Genomic DNA, 17,098 nt, shown 5'->3' with positions numbered 1-17,098 from the left:
GAAACTTGACCCGATGATGCGTGCCGCATGGTAGCCGCAAGTCGATGCGACGGCCACCTCGGATCGTGCGCAGCCGTGTGGGGTGGATGCGACCTCGATGGCTGACGAGAAGCAGGAGTGGAGGCCCGGCAGCTTCACGAAGAACTTCTCCTGGGGACGCGACGCAGCCGGGCTGGAGGAGCTGCACGAAACGATCCGGATAGGGTTCGCGGAACGGATGGAGGACGTGCCAAGGGAGGAGTTCCGCGCACGCATCTCGAAGCGGAACAGGCCCGACTACATCCCGATGAACTACTTCCTCTTCACCCGTCAGAGCCGGGGGGAGGACTACATCGTCGCCGACGAGCTGGTGTTCCAGGCACTCAGCGCGCCCCATTCGGCCCGTTTCGACAAGCTGGCTATGTTCACGTTCCTCCTGAGCTTCGCCGGAAAGTTCAAGAGAGCGAATCCGACCCAGCGGCGTCCGGCGATGTGGGCCAACGCCTACATCCGGGAGCACATCGACCGCGAGTTCGCATGGGATACCCGCCGCATCAGCGCTTCGGACATCGCGACGTTCGTCGGCGAGGACGAGAGGTACAAGGGCGAGACCGTCGGGAAGCTGGCGACCAACCTCAACTTCATCTTCGACAAGGGCCGCATCAGGGACTTCCCACGCAGCCGCATCGAGCGCTGGTGGGTGGACGCCCTGTTCCTCGCCCTGGACCGCATCATCGAGGATCGACTTCTGGATCGGCAGGTCACGGCCTCGGACCAGTATGCGTCTCTCCTCGAACGCCACCACTTCATCCAGCTGACCGGTCGTCGAACGCTCGAGAAGGAGATGGCCGTCAGGCACCTGGTGCTTCTCTACGAAGTCTGCGGCGGTCGCGAGCGGTTCTCCGACGAAGCCGTTGCCAGGCGAACGGAAGAGCGGGTGCCGGACGTCGAGGAATTCCTGAGCGCGACGGACCACGTCGTCGGCGCCATCCATCCCAAGAACCGGACAATCCTGAAGAGCATCCCGCGGTCCTGCGCCCTGCTCGCCCGCTACGCGGCCGGCTTCGAGGTCATAGGGGAGGAGGAACTCGCGAACTTCGACATCGAGCGGTTCGTTCGATCCAAGACGAAGGAGGCGATGCTACGGCTTCAGGAGCGGCAGATCCGACCGCGCATGTCGGCTGACGAGCTGATGAGGATCACGCGGGAGAAATGACGACCTTCATCGACACCAGCACGATCTTCGCGGCTCTTCGGGAAGAGGAGCCCCACCATGAATGGGCAGTGGAGCAGATCGATGCGGCACGTGCCGAGGGCGCGCTCTTCATTCCCGATCTGGTCTTCGCGGAGCTTTGCTACGACCAGAACCAGGTCGGCGACGTCTTGGCGATCATCGAGGAGCTCGAGATCGAGCGCGTCGGCCATACGCCGGAGGCCCTGTTTCTGGCGTCGAAGGTCTTCCGACGATATCGGGAGAACGGCGGCACCAAGCTCACCATGCTGCCGGACTTCCTCATCGGTGCCGTGGCAAGGACCGAACAGGCGCCTCTGTTGACGGCGAACGAGGACGACTTCCTGAAGTACTTCGAGGGCCTGGAGGTCATCTGCCCCTCCGGCCGTCACGTCGCCGAGCCGGAACGGCCGGCCCCGAGGGGGCGGCGCCGTTGAACCGAAGCTTCGAACTGCCGCCGATCATCGAGGACCTCGTCAAGGCTCGGAACGCCCTGCGCGACCACTATCGAGCGTCTGGCCTGTCGTTCACCCTCGACGGCAATCTTCTGGGCGATCTGGGCGAGGCGCTCGCCGCGGAACTTTTCGGCATCGTCCTTGTGGGTCGCAGTGTCACCGGGATCGACGGTCACGCCAGCGATGGACGCTCGGTGCAGGTCAAGGCCAGCGCGAGCGGACGCGGCGCGGCGTTCCGGATGGTCGAGACAAGGGCAGACCATCTCATCTTCTTCAGCCTGGACGTCGAGACACTGACCGGCATAGTCGATTTCAACGGCCCGGAAGCGATGGCCGTCAAGCGGCTGCCGGCATCTTGGGTCGGTCAGCGTTCCCTGACTCTTGGACAGCTGCGGGCGGCAGACCGCGAGGTGGCCGACATCGACAGACTCGAAATGATCCGGTAGCGCCTAAAGAAAACGCGGAAGCGAGCTAGTCGCGAACGGTACATGGGACGGAACAGCAAGTGACTGCGCGAAGCGATCAGAAGCGGATCCTAGACTACTTGCACTCTCGTCTTGCATCCGGGGATCAGAGGTACTGCACGATACCGACGATCTCCAAAGCGACAGGAATCGGGGCTTCGAACCAATACATCCTGACTTTGACGGATGACCTCGAAACGATGGGCTTGGTGACGACCCGTCAGATGTACCAGATCAAGGGTGGCCGACTTTTCCAGATCACTGCCGCAGGAATCGATGCCGCCCAGACCGGAAGCATACCAGGCGCCATCGACAGCGCAGTTTGGACTGGTCGGTACGACCTTTCGAGCCAGCAGCGGGCCGAACTGAAACAACTGCTTCAGGAAATGAGATCAGTCGTCTCATCCGCCAAGCTCTCGAATGCACGAACGGCGAACGCGATGGCGCTCATAGACGCGGCCGAATTGCTCGTCGATACCCCTGATCCGCTGTGGCCAGAGATCATGCGCCTGCTGCGCTCTCCAACTCTAGCCGGCGTCGTTGGAATTGCGGGACTGCTTTTGTCGGTCGTGCAGATCCTCATGGCGGCCGCCGGCAACTGAAGTCGGAGGCGGCGGGTCCGTAGGTCTCGTTCTCTCCGCGTTATTGAAGATCGTCGACTTGTAGGTGGATGATGAGCCTAACGAATGAAGAACTCGCATTCCTGAAAACCCAAGGGCTTTCTGCATCTGATGTTCTGATCGCGGCCGGGATGACCTCCGCTGCTTGGAAGGCCGTCGCGAAGGCGCAGGGGAAGCCGGTCGTCCTCGGCAGTCCCTGCGCTGCCGCCGGACACAGGCTTAGGACGCGGGCGGGACACTGCTGCCAATGCGACACGAAGAAGCTTGCCTTCGCGGCCCGTCACAGCGATCCCGGGATCGTATACGTCGCTGGTTCGAAGTCGGCGCGGCTCGTCAAGATCGGCACGTGCGTCGATGTCGAGCAGCGCGAGCGGAACCTGCGGAACCAAGGCTACGGCGGGATCTCCGACTGGCGGATCCTGTGGCACGCACCGGTCGCGAACGGTGGGAAGGTCGAAGGGGCATCGCTGGCCAAGCTGTCGTCGTTCCGGACCGAAAGACCCTTCGTCAAGGACGGCAAGCCGAACGTCGCGAAGGAGATCCTGACCTGCGGCTTCTCGACGGCGCTGAAGGCTCTGCAGAGCGAGGTAGGCAAGACGGCGAAGGGGACGCTGTTGCCGTCGCATCGGGACTACGAATTCCGGTAGCTTCGACCGGCGCAGGCGGGGGGCCGGACCGCGGTTTGAGCCCGCGAATCAGCCTTCTCGACCCATGATCCGGCCCACGCCGTGGGTCGAAATCCGGGCGGCGTCAGCATTGGAGCCGACCGTCTCCGCCAACGGAATGGCACGTATCGTTGGCGGTATCGTTGGCGCGCCCCGACGACCCCGGAGGGGGTGTCCCGAAACCTTTGATTTCCTTGGAGGCGGCTGGTCGGAGTGGCAGGATTTGAACCTGCGACCCCCTCGTCCCGAACGAGGTGCGCTACCAGACTGCGCTACACTCCGCTGCTGCGGTGCGGGCCTTATAGCGAGGCTCCGGTGGGCCTGCAAGCGGATTCCATCGGTTTTCTTTCGGAAGAGTCCGACGGCAACATCCAGGGCAGCGCGGATTGCGTCGGCTTCCGCCAGACGATATAGAGCCCCACGCCGAAACGGCCGCGATGGGGCGTCGCCAAGTGGTAAGGCAGCGGTTTTTGGTACCGCCATTCCCAGGTTCGAATCCTGGCGCCCCAGCCATCGCTGACAGACTGCCCCGAACGAACTCCTCCTCGCCACCGCCCCTGCCCTTCGCGGCAGGCACCTCGCGACCGCCCGTTTCTCCTTTTTGCATTACACCCCCACCCCGCGCCTCTCGATGAGCACGGGGCGGTTCGGTGTGGCGGTCAGCGTTCCGCCGGCTCGTGGATCGGGCAGCGGTTGAAGCCCTGGCGGAAGTCCGAGGAGTGGCGATAGGTATCGCGGCGGGCGCGGTTGATGTTGCCGAGCGGCTGGTGCGCGGCAAGGCCCGTCCAGGTGCTGAAGCGCATCTCCTCGTTCACCGCCCGCACCCGGTCCTCGTCCCAACTGTCCTGATGGCCGACGGTGATCGTCGCCACCGTCTGGAAGGGACTGTCCTCTTCCTTCCATTCCACCGTCGGGTCCTCGACCGGCTGCTTGTCGAGATCGCGGCAGAGCTGGACGCGGAACTCCCAGATGCCGACGGCGCCCTGCATCTCGGCCTGGACCGTCTCGCGGATCGCGTCCGGCCGGTCGCTCGCGTCGATCTCCTGGCCGGTATGCCGCGTCAGGTCGGGCGAGACCGGCACGAGGCTGAACTTCGCGATATGGTCGCCATAGCGGAAGGGCGTGACGCTGTAATAGGTCTCGCCGAGCGGATCGACATTCGGGGCGCCGCCCAGCGACTGGATCTTGGGGCTTTCCAGGCCGACGGCCTGCAGCGCCTTGTTCACGCCGCGCAGGACCGTCGACATCACCTCCTTCGTGCCCTCGATCCGGTCGGTGGTGCCGGCCAGCATCTTCAGATTGCCGAGAAACTGCTTGGCATTCTTCGTCTGGAAGACCGGGCCGTTGACCATGACGAAATCCTGCGTGCGCCCGTCCGCGCCGGGCAGGCGCTCGCCCTCGACATCGAGAATCTTCAGCGCCAGGCCGCGCGGCAGCGAGATCGCGTCAGGCAGGATGTCGCCGGCATTGGTCGAAAGGCGGAGGAAGACGCGATGCTCGCCGGGCGTGGCGAAAAGGCCCTGGGCGAGGTCCGGCGGCAGGCCGTCCGCGACCTTCAGCGTGCCCTCCAGGATGCCATGCGCCTTGGCATGGACGGAGCGCACCGCATGGCCGTAATCCTCGGCCGTGGTCTTCAGGATCGTGTCGAAGGTCTCGTTGAGATCGTGCACGACCTCGGCTTCATCCTCCCGCCGATCCTCGACAGCGGGCGAATAGCGGATGGGGGCTGGCAAGGTCATGGGAAATCTCTCCGGTGGTTGCCTGAGCAATCCGCCAGTCGCTGCAACCGTTCCAATCCGTAGTCACACCCGGTGGAGCATGGACATCTTGCCGGAAGCCGGCGGCGTTCCAGCTCCCCGCCGATGAAGAACCATGTGGAAGTCCTCGTGCTCGGCGCCGGCGCCGCCGGGATCGGCGCGGGCCGGGCGCTGCGGGCGGCCGGCATCGACGTTCTCCTCGTCGAGGCCCGCGACCGGCTCGGCGGGCGCGCCCTGACGCGCGATCTCGCGGGCGGGACCGGGCTCGATCTCGGCTGCGGCTGGCTTCATTCCGCCGACCGCAATCCGCTGGCCCCGATCGTCGAAGCCCTCGGCTTCCGGATCGATCGCAGCCGGCCGCCCTGGGCGCGCAACTCGGCGCTGGACGGCTTGAGCGAGGCCGAGTTCGCGGATTTCCAGGCGGCGCAGGCGGATTTCGAGGAACGGCTGGCGACGGTGCGCGACGCGCCGGCCGACGCGCCGGTCGCCGCCTTCTTCGAAGCCGGCAATCGCTGGAACGGGCTGATGGATGCGATCAGCACCTATTACAGCGGCGCGAAGGCCGCCGAGATCTCCGCCAAGGATCTCGATCTCTACGAGGATAGCGGCGTCAACTGGCGGGTGGTCGAGGGCTATGGCCGGGCGATCGCCGCCCATGGCGCCGACCTGCCCGTCGCGCTCGGCACCACGGTCGAGGCGGTGGATCATGCCGGCAACCGGCTGCGGATCGAGACGACGCGGGGAAGCCTGACGGCCGAGCGGCTGATCGTCACGCTGCCGACGCGGCTTCTCGCCGAGGAGCGGGTCAGCTTCCGCCCCGGCCTGCCGGACAAGGCGGAGGCCGCCGCGTCCCTGCCGCTCGGCCTTGCCGAGAAGCTCTATCTGCGGCTCGAACGGGCGGAGGAATTCGACGCCGACAGCCGCGTCTTCGGCGCGACGGACAGGGCCGACACGGCCGCCTACCATCTCCGCCCCTTCGGCCGGCCGCTGATCGAATGCTATTTCGGCGGACCGCTGACGGCCGAGCTGGCCGGCGGGGGCGAGGCCGCCTTCTTCGACTTTGCCAGGGCCGAGCTCGTCGGCCGCCTCGGCGGCGATTTCGCGCGGCGGATCGCGCCGCTGCCGATGCATCTCTGGCAGGCCGATCCCTTCGCCGGCGGCTCCTATTCCTATGCCCGCCCCGGCGCGGCCGCGATGCGCGCCCGTCTGGCCGAGCCGGTCGAGAACCGGGTCTTCTTCGCCGGCGAGGCGGTGTCGAAAACGCATTTCTCCACCGCGCACGGCGCCTATCTGACCGGCCAGGCGGCGGCCGAGGCCGTGATCGCTTCATTCGCGGGCGGCGATCCGGCCCTGAGGCGATCGGGAGCGCCCGGCGTCCTGGCGCGTTGATCCTTCGAACATCAGACGCGAAGGCCCGCCCATGTCCCTCCACCGCCCGTCACGCGCCGGCGCCCTTCTCGGCGCCGCGCTTTTCGCCCTGTCCCTGCCGGCGGCCGCCCAGCCGAGCGGGCCGGATACGTCGAAGCCCGGCGAGGAACAGCCGGCGCCGGGCGCCGAGGCGCGCCCGACCGATCCTTGCGCGGCCGCACCCGGCACCCAGCAGGCCGAGGGCGACCTCACCGGCAAGCTCGCCGACTGCAAGGGCGTGCTGACGCCGCCCGCCACCGCGGATACGAGCATCCAAGCCCCGGCGCCCGACCCCGATCCGAACACCACGCCGGTGATCCCGCCGGGCGCCCTTCCGCAGCAGCCGGCGAATTAGCTATAACTCTGGTCGGAAACTCTCGGGTGGTCCGGCGGCTAGTATAGGCTGGAAGACACGTCCTGGCCTTGAGTGCCGTTGAACGTCACGCCGGATCTGACGAGAGGTTCGCCCGAAACAGCTTGAGGCCATTCAGAATTTCGAGAGCGAATGCCTTATTGTCGGCGCGCTGGGCACCGACGTTGCGCGTCGCGCTCTGGATCGCCCGGTCGATCCAGGACGAGAAGTCCGCCGCGCCGGACATTCCGTCACCCCCGGATACATTTGTGTTCCGTGCCAGAAACATCGACATCTCAAGGTGCAGCTTGGTGGCGAAGTTCATTCCCTCCGTCGTTTTGGCCCAGGCATCCCTGACGGCCTGCGGCGCGTTGCCCGGCGGGAAGATGATCCCCTTCGATGAGCCTTCCGACACCATTCCGTCGCCATCGATGTCCCGCGCCATGGTCTTCGGCAGGAGGAGGTTCAACGCGCCTTCCTCGGTCAAGGTTGACGGGTCGATGGGATCGGCGAGCCGGTGGATTTGTTGCAGCGCCTTCAATTGGTCCGTTCCAAGCGATTGGACGAAGGCGCGGGCATTTTCGAAACCGCCTTCGTCCGCGGCATGGCGGGCGATGTCGCGATAGGAGGATCGGGCATTGCCGACGAGAGTCAAAGCCGTCTCGCCAGCGCCATCGGCTTGGTATTCGCGCATCCAGGCATCGAAGTTGGCTTTGATCGATGTATAGAAGAGGCTGTTGCTCCGAGGAGCGGAGGTCGTGACAGGATTGCGGTCCGCAGCCGCTCCGGCATCCTTCGGAAATGCGTTCGTTCCGTCGTCGCTTCGGCGCTCCGGCAGTTGCGGCGGCCTGTTCGATGCTGCGTTGTTCACTCCGGAAAGCACGGGCTGACCTCCTTCAGATCGAGCGTCGTGGGACGCGCCTGATGTTTAGACAGCTAATGGACCCGCCTTGCTCGAAGCAGGTGGAAGCGCGCGTCATTTCACCGATGACATCGGTGATTTGAAGCGCGTTCGATACCTTCGGAAAAAAGGGCGGCCGTAGTCACGGATACACGCATCCGCCTCTTCGCTGCGGAAAGGGTCGTCCTGATCCCAGCCGAACAAAACTAAGCTCGCGCCGTCCCGGCCTCCATATCGGCTTGCAGAACAGATCCGGAAAGACAATCGGACTCTACTGGTCCGGAGATCACCGCAGCCGGGTTATAGAATCATGACAGTCTCTGTCCGTTGATCTCCTTGATTCATGTCGGCGTCGCCATCCCGGGTTTGGCCTGAAATCAGGTCTCGGCGGAAACGCACCGACAAGGTCGGATAAGTAGCGTCCTTTCATACCGCCCTTCGCCTGCCGAACCGGTTTGGCACGAATCCCGGCTCGGCGGCCGGGATGACGACGCGGCAAGGCGGACGAGTCCTTGCGAAGGCGCGATGGGATCAGACCGCGACGCGCCAGACGAAGTCGCGGCTGTCGCCGGGCGACAGGCGGAGGAAGCCGGGCTTCTCGGCGATCTCGCCGTCCCAGCCGACCGGGCTCGCCATCGAATACCAGGGCTCGATGCAGAGGAACGGCGCGCCGGACGGCTTAGACCAGACGCCGAGATCCTTGTAGTCGTCCCAGGAGATGGTGAGGGCGCGGCGCTCGGCCCCGTCCTCGCCGAGCGCGACATAGCGCACGCTGCGGCTCTTTACGCCGGGCAGCACCAGCGCGTCGCGGGCGAAGAGTTCCTCGCGCAGCGGCAGGACGCGCCCCTCGATCGGCATGTCCGGCTTCGGCGCGCCGAGCAGGCCGCCTTCGACGGACAGGACCGGCCCCTCCTCCTCGGCCTCGAACCGCAATTCGTGCCGATCCTTCGGGCAGTCGTCGACCAGCGGCCAGCGGAAGCCCGGATGGGCGCCGACGCCGCAGGGCAGGACGTCGTCGCCGGTATTGGTGATGCGCGAGGTGACCGCGAGGCTCCGCTCCGCCACCTCGTAGATCAGGTCGAGCCGAAAGGCGAAGGGATAGCGCTCGCGCGTTGCCGCGCTGTCGGACAGGCGCAGCACCGCCCTGGAAGGCGAGCGCTCCACCCATTCGAAACGGCTGTCGCGGGCGAAACCGTGCTGGGTAAGCGTGTAGTCGCGGCCGGCGTGGCGCAGGACGTCGCCGGCGAGCCGCCCGACGATCGGAAAGAGCACGGGCGCGTGGCGCGGCCATTCCGGCCCCGCCTGCCAGAGCAGCTCGGTGCCGGCGCCGTCGCGGACGCTTGTCAGCTCCGCTCCCTCCGCCGTCACCACGGCCGAGATGCCGCTGGCCTCTATCCGGTGCGTGTCAACCATCTTCGCCCTTTTCGCCGATTCGCGTTTGCGCGTGCGGGCAAGATAGGAGAAACGAAGTTACCGTCCCTCCCGTGGGCACAAAAAACCTTCGAAAGGCCAGGGCACCGAATGTCTTCGCTCAAATTCGGCACGAGCGGCCTGCGCGGCCTCGTCACGGATCTCGTCGGCTGGCCGAGCTATGCCTATTCGCTGGCTTTCCTGCGCCATGTCGGCACGCCCGGCCGGGTGTTCATCGGGCGCGACCTGCGCGGATCGAGCCCCGAGATCGCGCAGAACTGCATCGCCGCCGCCCGGGCCGCCGGCTTCCGGCCGGTGGATTGCGGCGCGCTGCCGACGCCCGCCCTGGCGCTGGCGGCGCTTTCGGCGGCGAGCCCGGCGATCATGATCACCGGCAGCCATATTCCCGACGACCGCAACGGCCTGAAATTCTACTCGGCCGAGGGCGAGATCACCAAGGCGGACGAGGCCGGCATCCTGGCCCGCTTCGCCGAGGTGGAGGCCGAGGGCCGGCCCGCCGCGATCGCCTCGACCGAGGCCGAGCGGCTGGAGGCGATCAGCCCCTATCATCGCCGCTATCTCGACTTCTTCGGCCCCGCCGCCCTCGATGGCCTGCGCATCGGCGTCTACCAGCATTCCTCCGTGGCGCGCGACGTCCTCGCCGACCTCGTCGCCGCGCTCGGCGCGGTGCCGGTGGCGCTCGGCCGCTCGGACAGCTTCATTCCGGTCGATACCGAGGCGCATCGCGCGGAGGACATCGCGGCCGTCGCCGGCTGGGCCGCCGAGGGCACGCTCGACGCCATCGTCTCGACGGATGGCGATGCCGACCGGCCGCTGGTGGCGGACGAGCGCGGCCGCATCCTGCGCGGCGACGTGATCGGCCTCGTCACCGCCCGGCATCTCGGCCTTTCCACCATCGTGACGCCCGTCACCTCCAGCGCCGCCGTGGAAGCCTCCGGCATCGCCGCGAAGGTCCGCCGCACCAAGGTCGGCTCGCCCTTCGTCATCGCGGGCATGGTCGAGGCGGCGCAGGCCGGCGAGACCGGCATCGTCGGCTTCGAGGCGAATGGCGGACTGCTTCTCTTCTCGGACGTGGCGCGCGGCGGCCGGCATCTGCCGGCGCTCGCGACGCGCGACGCGATGCTGCCGATTCTGTCCACTCTCGCCGAGGCGAAGGCGAAGGGCCAGTCGCTCGGCGCCGTGGTGGACGGGCTCGACGCCGGCCACGCGGCGGCGCATCGCCTGCAGGAGGTCCCGGCGGAGCGAAGCGGCCCGTTCCTGGCGCGGCTCGCGAGCGACGCGGCCTATCGGGAAGCGTTCTTCGCCCCCGTCGGCATCGTCCGCGAGGTCAACGCTCTCGACGGCGTGCGGGTGCTTCTCGCCGATGGCGCGACCGTGCATTTCCGCGCTTCCGGCAACGCCCCGGAGCTGCGCTGCTATGTCGAGGCGGGCAGCGAGGCGAAGGCGCGCGAGCTCCTGGAATGGGGTCTGGCCACGGCCGAAGCCACCGTCCGCTGAACGAGCCTTGCGCGACCCCGGCGCTCTCGTCCATGAGAGGGCCGGAATTGCGATGATCATCGGGGAGACGGGCGATGCAGACGAGAGCCGCGGTCGCGTGGGAAGCCAGGAAGCCGCTCACGATCGAGACGATCGAGATCGAGGGCCCGAAGGCGGGCGAGGTGATGGTCGAGGTGATGGCGACGGGCGTCTGCCATACCGACGCCTATACGCTGTCGGGCCTCGATTCCGAGGGCAAGTTCCCGGCGATCCTCGGCCATGAGGGCGCCGGCATCGTGCGCGAGGTCGGGCCGGGCGTCACGACGCTGAAGCCCGGCGATCACGTCATCCCGCTCTACACGCCGGAATGCCGCAACTGTAAGAGCTGCCTGTCGCGCCGCACCAATCTCTGCACCGCCATCCGCTCGACGCAGGGCCAGGGCGTGATGCCGGACGGCACCAGCCGCTTCCGCTGCGACGACGCGACCGTATTCCACTACATGGGCTGCTCGACCTTCTCGAACTTCACCGTGCTGCCCGAGATCGCGCTCGCCAAGGTGCGCGAGGACGCGCCCTTCGACAAGATCTGCTATATCGGCTGCGGCGTGACGACGGGCATCGGCGCGGTGATCTACACCGCCAAGGTCTGGCCGGGCGCCAATGTCGTAGTCTTCGGCCTCGGCGGCATCGGCCTCAACGTCATTCAGGGCGCCCGCATGGTCGGGGCCGACAGGATCATCGGCGTCGACCTCAACCCCGCCAAGGCGGAGATGGCGAGGAAGTTCGGCATGACGGACTTCATCAATCCGAACGAGGTGGGCAACGACAAGGTCGTCCAGGCGATCGTCGATCTCACCGGCGGCGGCGCTGACTTCTCCTTCGACGCGACCGGCAACACGAACGTCATGCGTCAGGCGCTGGAATGCTGCCATCGCGGCTGGGGCGAATCGATCGTCATCGGCGTCGCCGAGGCCGGCAAGGAGATCGCGACCCGGCCGTTCCAGCTCGTCACCGGCCGCGTCTGGAAGGGCACCGCCTTCGGCGGGGCACGCGGGCGCACCGACGTGCCGAAGATCGTCGACTGGTACATGGAGGGCAAGATCAATATCGACGATCTCATCACCCACGTGATGCCGCTCGACGAGATCAACACGGCCTTCGACCTGATGCACGAGGGCAAGTCGATTCGCTCGGTCGTCACCTTCTGATCGCACGATGGCCACGGACTGGCGCTGGCGGGCCTTCGACGCGCTGACGGCGCGCGAACTGCACGACATCCTGAAACTCCGCTGCGACGTCTTCGTGGTGGAACAGGCCTGCGCCTTTCCCGAGATCGACGGGCGCGACCCCGAGGCTCATCATCTGATGGGTTTCGAGGCGAGCGGACTCGCCGGCTGCCTGCGGCTCTTCGGCCCGAGCGCCGAGGAGCCGGCCTGGCGGATCGGCCGCATCGCGGTGGGCCCCGGTCAGCGCGGCACGGGCCTCGGCCATCGGATGATGGCGGAGGCGCTGCGCTTCGCCGCCGAAGGCTCACCCGGCCATGCGATCGTCCTGTCGGCGCAGAGCCGTCTTGAGGCCTTCTACGCCCGGCACGGCTTTGAGGCGGAGGGTCTTCCCTATCTCGAGGACGGCATCGAGCATGTCGACATGCGCCGACCCGGCCATACAGGCTTGACGTGAATAAATGTCGGCACATTTAATGTGATGCGCATCACCTTCGATCCGGCGAAGCGGGACTGGACCCTGGCCGAGCGTGGTCTCGACTTCGCCGATGCGGTGGAGGTTTTCGCCGGCGTGACGATCGACGGCGAGAACGATCGATATGCCTATGGCGAGACGCGGATCATCACCGTAGGCTATCTTGCCAGCCGCATGATGGTCGTCGTCTGGACGCAGCGCGGCGACGCGCGACACATCATCTCGATGAGAAAAGCGAATGACCGCGAGCAAGCACGATACGGCGCCCGCCTGGGTCGATCCTGACGACGCGCCGGAACTCGACGACGAATGGTTCGAACGGGCCGACATCCATGAGAACGGCCGGCTCGTGCAGCGCGGGCGCCCGCCCGTCGCCCATCCCAAGCAGCGCGTGACGCTCCGCCTCGACGAGGACATCGCCAGCGCCCTGCGCGCCAGCGGCCGAGGCTGGCAGACGCGCGTCAACCAAGCCCTTCGCGAATGGATCGAGAAGGGCGCGGGCTGACGCCCCGCCCGCGATCCGCTCGGCCTCAAGCAGTTCCAGGACAATCAGGACCGGACAGAAGATGGAAACCCTTTCCAGCGCGAAGGCCCATGGCGGGATCCAGGGCGTCTACCGCCACTATTCCCGCAGCACCGACACGCCGATGACCTTCGCGGTCTTCGTGCCGCCCCAGGCCGCGACGGCCAAGGTGCCGGTGGTCTGGTTCCTGTCGGGCCTGACCTGCACGCACCAGAATGCGATGGACAAGGCGGAATATCGCCGCGCCGCCGCCGAGCTCGGCCTGATGATCGTCCTGCCGGATACCAGCCCGCGCGGCCCGCATGTGCCGGACGAGACGGACAATTGGCAGTTCGGCTCCGGCGCCGGCTTCTATCTCGACGCGACAGAGGCGCCCTACGACGCCAATTACCGCATGTATTCCTACATCACCGACGAACTGCCCTCCTATCTCGCGGTGAACTTCCCGGCCGATCTCAGCCGGCAGGCGATCATGGGCCATTCGATGGGCGGCCATGGCGCGCTCACCATCGCCCTGAAACATCCTGAGCGCTTCCGCAGCGCCTCCGCCTTCGCCCCGATCGTCCAGCCGAGCACCGCCGACTGGTCGCGCCCGGCCCTCGCGAAATATCTCGGCCACAACACCATGGCCTATCGCGACTATGACACGACCCTTCTCATCGAGGACGGCAAGCGCTTTTCGGAATTCCTGGTCGACCAGGGCGACAAGGACGAATATCTGGAGACGGGCCTCCGCCCCTGGCTGCTGAAGGAGGCCTGCGACAAGGCCGGCATTCCGCTCACCCTCAACATGCGCGAAGGCTACGACCATTCCTATGCCTTCGTCTCGACCTTCATGGCGGACCATCTCGCCTGGCATGCCGAACGGCTGAAGCGCTAGGGGCACCCCCGATGGGCCCGGCCGATGAACTGCGCGACTGGATCATCGACCAGGGCCTTTCGGCTCTCTCGGAAGAGGCCTTCGTCGCGGGGCTCGCCGCCCGGCTCGCCCCGTTTCTGCCGCTGACGCGGCTGTCGGTGAACGTCCCCTCGCTGGACCCCAATCTTCGCGGCGCCAGCTTCGTCTGGCAGCGCGGCGGCGCGATGTACACCGAATGGGCACCGCATGGCAGCGAGGGCGAGGAGCGCATGCGCCGCTCGCCGATCCAGCACATCCTGCAGCTCGGCCTTCTGGAAAAGACCTGGTGCCTCGCGGACGAAGCGGCACTCGAAGCCTTTCCGCTCCTCGGCGCCATCGCCGCCGAAGGCGGGCGCCACTATCTCGTGAAGATCATCGGCTATCCGAACGAGACGCAGATCCGCGGCATGGCCTTCGGTCTGGCGACCGACGACGCGGCCGGCTTCGGCGCGGCGCATCACGGTCTCATCGACGCGATCCTGCCGGCGATCGGCCTCGCGGTCTATCGGATCGAGCTGTCGCGCATCGCGCGCGAGATGCTGCGCATCTATGTCGGGGCGCGCACCGGCGACCGCATCCTCGACGGCTTCGTGCATCGCGGCGAGGGCGAGGCGATCGATGCCGCCATTCTCTTCGCCGATCTGAAGGGCTTCACCGCCCTGTCCGAACGCCTGTCGCCGCCGGAGATCGTCGCCCTGCTCGGGCAGCGCTTCGATCTCCTCGACCGGCCGATCGCCGAGAACGGCGGCGAGATCCTGAAATTCATGGGCGACGGCCTGCTCGCGGTCTTTCCGCTGAAGGCCGATCCCGCCGAGACGCGGGAAGCCTGCGCCCGGGCGCTCCAGGCGGCGCGGGACGCGCTCGCCGCCAATACCGCCCTCAACGCCGAGGTCGCGGAACCGGTCGCGCTCGACATCGCCCTTCATCTCGGCACCGTCTTCTACGGCAATATCGGCGCGGCGCGGCGGCTCGACTTCACCGTGATCGGCCCGGCGGTCAATCTCGCGAGCCGCCTCGAAGAGCTCTGCGACGAGCTCGGGCGCCATCTCGTCCTGTCGCGCCCCTTCGCCGAGCGCTGCGGCGCCGGTGCCGTGCCGCTCGGATTCTTCGCCCTGAAAGGCATCGCCGAGCCGCAGGAGGTCTTCGGCTACGAAAGCCCGTTCTGAGCCCCCTTGCCGCCCGCCGGGCGCGGGACACTTCCCCGTGACGGATGGAAGCATCGGGGAAGCGGAACCTTGCGGCGGGCAGTCATCATTACTTCGGCTCTGGTCCCGCTCTATCTGCTCTTCGCCGGCAGCCTGTCCGCCCATGAGATCGCCGTCGCCCTGCCCGCCGCGGCCGGCACCGCGTTCTGGATGGAGGCGCTGCTGCGGGTCGCAAGGCGGCCGCTCCGCTTCGCGATCGCCGACGCGGCGCGGGTGGCGGGCGCCCTCGCGCCCATCCTTCCCGGCACATGGCGCACCGGCCGCGCGCTGGCGGGCGGGCTCGCCCGTGGCGAGCTCGGCGCGCATATCCGCCTGAAGGACATTCCCATCGGCGAGAAGCGCGACGGCGCGGCGGCCGGACGCCGGGCCGCGATCCTTCTCGCCGGGTCGCTCTCGCCCGACAGCTTCGTCCTGCGCCTTCAGGAGGGGCGCGACCGGATGCAGATCCACGGGCTGACGCCCGCCGCCAACGGACCGAGGCCGTGAGCGAGGTCTGGTCGCTCTTCGGGCTCGCCCTTCTGCCGGCCCTGGCGCTCGGCTGCCTCGCCTGCGCGCGCGGCACCGTCGCGGCGCGCATCGGCGCCGCGCAACTCCTCGGCACGCTCGCGATCGTCGCGCTTCTCGCCCTCAGCTTCGCCTTCGACCAGGCCTCGGCGATCGATCTGGCGCTCGCCCTCGCCCTTCTCAGCCCGCCGGCCGGCCTCCTCGTCGCGCTCTTCTACGAGCGCTGGCTATGACTCTGCCCGTCGCGATCCTTCTCGGTCTCGCCGCGCTCGCGGCCCTTCTCGGCGCCGCCGCCTGCCTGCGGCTCGCCCGCCCGCTGGAGCGTCTCCATGCCGGCGGCTTCGTCGCCGTCGCCTGCACCCTGCCCGTCGTCCTCGCCGCCTGTCTCGCCGACGGCGTCACGCCCCGCGCCCTGAAGGCGCTGGCGATCCTCCTCCTCGTCCTCTTCGGCAATGCGGTGGCGACCCATGCGGCCGCGCGGGCCATTCTCCTGCGCGAAGGGCGGCGGCGATGAGCGCGCTCCTGACCGGCATCCTCATCCTTGCCGCCCTGTCCGGCACTTTGGTGGTGCTTGTCCGCGATCCGAAGCGGCAGGTCTTCGCCCTCGCCGCCAACGGCCTCGTGCTCGGCCTCCTGTTCTTCGCGCTTCAGGCGCCGGACGTCGCCCTGTCGGAAATCGCCGTCGGCACCATCGTCACGCCGCTGCTCTTCCTCGTCACCCTCGCGGCCGTCGCGATCAACCGGGGCCGGCCTTGAGCGTGTCTCTCCGCCTCGCCCTTCTCGGCCTCGCCCTCCTGCTCGCCCTGCCGGGCCTCGTCGCCGTGATCGGCGCCATGCCGCCCTTCGGCGCCGCCTCCTCGCCCTATGGCGCGGCGGTGAACGCGCTGGGTCCGGAACTGCGCAACGTCTCCAACATGATCGCGGCGGTGAACTTCGACTTTCGCGGCATCGACACGCTGGGCGAGGAATTCATGATGGTGGCGGCGGTGACGGGCACCGTCATTCTCCTGCGCGGCACGCGCGGCGAAGGCGAGCGCGACCGCGCCGGGCGGCTGCCGGGCCGCGCCCTGGAGGAGCGGGCCGAGGCCGTGGTCGCGACCTGCCGGGTCCTTGCCGGCGCCATCCTCCTCTTCGGCCTCTATGTCACCCTGCATGGCACGGTGACGCCGGGCGGCGGCTTCCAGGGCGGCGTCATCATAGCGTCCAGTCTGCCGGTCCTTTATCTCGGCGAAGGCTACGCCGCCTGGCGCCGGCTGACGAAGAGCCCGGTGCTCGCGGCGCTGGAGGGCGGCGGCGCCTTCGTCTTCGCCCTCGCCGCGCTCTTGCCGCTGGCAGGGGGCCATGCCGCCCTCACCAATCTCCTGCCGCTCGGCACCTACAAGGACCTGTTCTCGGGCGGCCTGATGCTCGTCGGCAACCATGCCGTGGCGCTCGCCGTCGCCGGAGGCTTCGGCATGATGCTCCTGGAATTCATGGAGGAGACGCGCGTCGCCGGCGACGATCCGCCGCCCGAGGACGAGGACCGCTAGCGC

General features: G+C 67.5%; 22 protein-coding genes and 2 tRNA genes. 20 read left to right on the top strand and 4 right to left on the bottom strand.

From position 1 onward, the window contains the following. Nucleotides 1-97 precede the first annotated feature (97 nt). From IEY14_RS09445 to IEY14_RS09425, 5 genes are all read left to right on the top strand, one after another. Complete coding sequence (locus IEY14_RS09445; RefSeq protein ID WP_188907951.1) at nt 98-1,195, top strand: hypothetical protein; 1,098 nt, start codon at nt 98-100, stop codon at nt 1,193-1,195. Then, a complete protein-coding gene (locus IEY14_RS09440; protein ID WP_188907950.1) occupies nt 1,192-1,647 on the top strand; it encodes a type II toxin-antitoxin system VapC family toxin in 456 nt (151 codons plus the stop codon). Before IEY14_RS09445 ends, IEY14_RS09440 begins: the two co-directional genes overlap by 4 nt. Next, on the top strand, nt 1,644-2,111 hold the full coding sequence (locus tag IEY14_RS09435) for a DUF6998 domain-containing protein (protein ID WP_188907949.1): 468 nt from the start codon (nt 1,644-1,646) through the stop codon (nt 2,109-2,111). Before IEY14_RS09440 ends, IEY14_RS09435 begins: the two co-directional genes overlap by 4 nt. A 242-nt stretch (nt 2,112-2,353) precedes the next feature. Continuing rightward, entirely contained in the window at nt 2,354-2,731 is a 378-nt protein-coding gene (locus IEY14_RS09430) for a hypothetical protein (RefSeq protein WP_188907948.1), read from the top strand. Nucleotides 2,732-2,799: 68 nt separating this feature from the next. Then, nucleotides 2,800-3,396, top strand: coding sequence for a GIY-YIG nuclease family protein (locus IEY14_RS09425; RefSeq protein ID WP_188907947.1), 597 nt, complete (start codon nt 2,800-2,802; stop codon nt 3,394-3,396). A gap of 223 nt (nt 3,397-3,619) precedes the next feature. Here the strand turns inward: IEY14_RS09425 and IEY14_RS09420 are convergent. After that, nucleotides 3,620-3,696 (bottom strand) — tRNA-Pro (locus IEY14_RS09420). A 156-nt stretch (nt 3,697-3,852) separates the two neighbouring features. Between IEY14_RS09420 and IEY14_RS09415 the strand changes: the two genes are divergently transcribed. Further along, nucleotides 3,853-3,927: transfer RNA gene (locus IEY14_RS09415), tRNA-Gln, on the top strand. Between the two features lie 146 nt (nt 3,928-4,073). Here the strand turns inward: IEY14_RS09415 and IEY14_RS09410 are convergent. Further along, nucleotides 4,074-5,153 (bottom strand): catalase family protein, encoded by a 1,080-nt coding sequence (locus IEY14_RS09410; RefSeq protein WP_188907946.1) that lies wholly within the window; start codon nt 5,151-5,153, stop codon nt 4,074-4,076. 135 nt (nt 5,154-5,288) lie between these two features. Here IEY14_RS09410 and IEY14_RS09405 point away from each other — a divergent pair, with 135 nt between their 5' ends. Beyond that, nucleotides 5,289-6,560, top strand: a complete 1,272-nt coding sequence (locus tag IEY14_RS09405) for a flavin monoamine oxidase family protein (RefSeq protein ID WP_244639403.1) — start codon at nt 5,289-5,291, stop codon at nt 6,558-6,560. A 31-nt stretch (nt 6,561-6,591) separates the two neighbouring features. Then, the gene (locus IEY14_RS09400) at nt 6,592-6,933 is read left to right on the top strand and encodes a hypothetical protein (protein ID WP_188907944.1); all 342 of its coding nucleotides are present in this window, start codon (nt 6,592-6,594) and stop codon (nt 6,931-6,933) included. Nucleotides 6,934-7,018: 85 nt separating this feature from the next. Here the strand turns inward: IEY14_RS09400 and IEY14_RS09395 are convergent, their stop codons facing one another. Both IEY14_RS09395 and IEY14_RS09390 read right to left on the bottom strand, forming a co-directional pair. After that, entirely contained in the window at nt 7,019-7,813 is a 795-nt protein-coding gene (locus tag IEY14_RS09395; protein WP_188907943.1) for a hypothetical protein, read from the bottom strand. Nucleotides 7,814-8,362: 549 nt separating this feature from the next. Continuing rightward, nucleotides 8,363-9,244, bottom strand: coding sequence for an aldose 1-epimerase family protein (locus IEY14_RS09390; protein WP_188907942.1), 882 nt, complete (start codon nt 9,242-9,244; stop codon nt 8,363-8,365). Between the two features lie 108 nt (nt 9,245-9,352). Here IEY14_RS09390 and IEY14_RS09385 point away from each other — a divergent pair, with 108 nt between their 5' ends. The 12 genes from IEY14_RS09385 (at nt 9,353) to IEY14_RS09330 (ending at nt 17,095) form a co-directional block, all read left to right on the top strand. Then, on the top strand, nt 9,353-10,759 hold the full coding sequence (locus tag IEY14_RS09385) for a phosphomannomutase (RefSeq protein WP_188907941.1): 1,407 nt from the start codon (nt 9,353-9,355) through the stop codon (nt 10,757-10,759). A gap of 74 nt (nt 10,760-10,833) precedes the next feature. Beyond that, entirely contained in the window at nt 10,834-11,946 is a 1,113-nt protein-coding gene (locus IEY14_RS09380; protein ID WP_188907940.1) for an S-(hydroxymethyl)glutathione dehydrogenase/class III alcohol dehydrogenase, read from the top strand. Nucleotides 11,947-11,953: 7 nt separating this feature from the next. Then, a complete protein-coding gene (locus IEY14_RS09375) occupies nt 11,954-12,418 on the top strand; it encodes a GNAT family N-acetyltransferase (RefSeq protein ID WP_188907939.1) in 465 nt (154 codons plus the stop codon). Nucleotides 12,419-12,442: 24 nt separating this feature from the next. Then, the gene (locus IEY14_RS09370) at nt 12,443-12,721 is read left to right on the top strand and encodes a BrnT family toxin (protein WP_188907938.1); all 279 of its coding nucleotides are present in this window, start codon (nt 12,443-12,445) and stop codon (nt 12,719-12,721) included. After that, complete coding sequence (locus tag IEY14_RS09365) at nt 12,675-12,941, top strand: BrnA antitoxin family protein (RefSeq protein ID WP_188907937.1); 267 nt, start codon at nt 12,675-12,677, stop codon at nt 12,939-12,941. Before IEY14_RS09370 ends, IEY14_RS09365 begins: the two co-directional genes overlap by 47 nt. A gap of 61 nt (nt 12,942-13,002) precedes the next feature. Further along, on the top strand, nt 13,003-13,839 hold the full coding sequence (fghA, locus tag IEY14_RS09360; protein ID WP_188907936.1) for an S-formylglutathione hydrolase: 837 nt from the start codon (nt 13,003-13,005) through the stop codon (nt 13,837-13,839). 11 nt (nt 13,840-13,850) lie between these two features. Next, nucleotides 13,851-15,023 carry an adenylate/guanylate cyclase domain-containing protein gene (locus IEY14_RS09355; RefSeq protein WP_188907935.1) on the top strand — a complete coding sequence of 391 codons (1,173 nt, stop codon included), beginning with the start codon at nt 13,851-13,853 and terminating at the stop codon, nt 15,021-15,023. A gap of 69 nt (nt 15,024-15,092) precedes the next feature. Continuing rightward, nucleotides 15,093-15,548, top strand: a complete 456-nt coding sequence (locus IEY14_RS09350) for a hypothetical protein (protein WP_188907934.1) — start codon at nt 15,093-15,095, stop codon at nt 15,546-15,548. Continuing rightward, nucleotides 15,545-15,799 carry a monovalent cation/H+ antiporter complex subunit F gene (locus IEY14_RS09345; RefSeq protein ID WP_188907933.1) on the top strand — a complete coding sequence of 85 codons (255 nt, stop codon included), beginning with the start codon at nt 15,545-15,547 and terminating at the stop codon, nt 15,797-15,799. Before IEY14_RS09350 ends, IEY14_RS09345 begins: the two co-directional genes overlap by 4 nt. Next, entirely contained in the window at nt 15,796-16,080 is a 285-nt protein-coding gene (locus IEY14_RS09340; RefSeq protein WP_188907932.1) for a monovalent cation/H(+) antiporter subunit G, read from the top strand. The genes IEY14_RS09345 and IEY14_RS09340 overlap by 4 nt, the downstream gene beginning before the upstream one ends. Beyond that, a complete protein-coding gene (locus IEY14_RS09335; RefSeq protein WP_188907931.1) occupies nt 16,077-16,322 on the top strand; it encodes a hydrogenase subunit MbhD domain-containing protein in 246 nt (81 codons plus the stop codon). Before IEY14_RS09340 ends, IEY14_RS09335 begins: the two co-directional genes overlap by 4 nt. Before the next feature lie 2 nt (nt 16,323-16,324). Beyond that, nucleotides 16,325-17,095, top strand: a complete 771-nt coding sequence (locus IEY14_RS09330; protein WP_244639424.1) for an MnhB domain-containing protein — start codon at nt 16,325-16,327, stop codon at nt 17,093-17,095. Nucleotides 17,096-17,098 lie beyond the last annotated feature (3 nt).

This window comes from Aureimonas endophytica (genome assembly GCF_014642635.1).
In the GTDB taxonomy this organism is placed as follows: Bacteria; Pseudomonadota; Alphaproteobacteria; order Rhizobiales; family Rhizobiaceae; genus Plantimonas; species Plantimonas endophytica.
The sequence above is the reverse complement of the archived record's forward strand: the minus strand, read 5'-3'. Positions and strand labels throughout refer to the sequence as shown.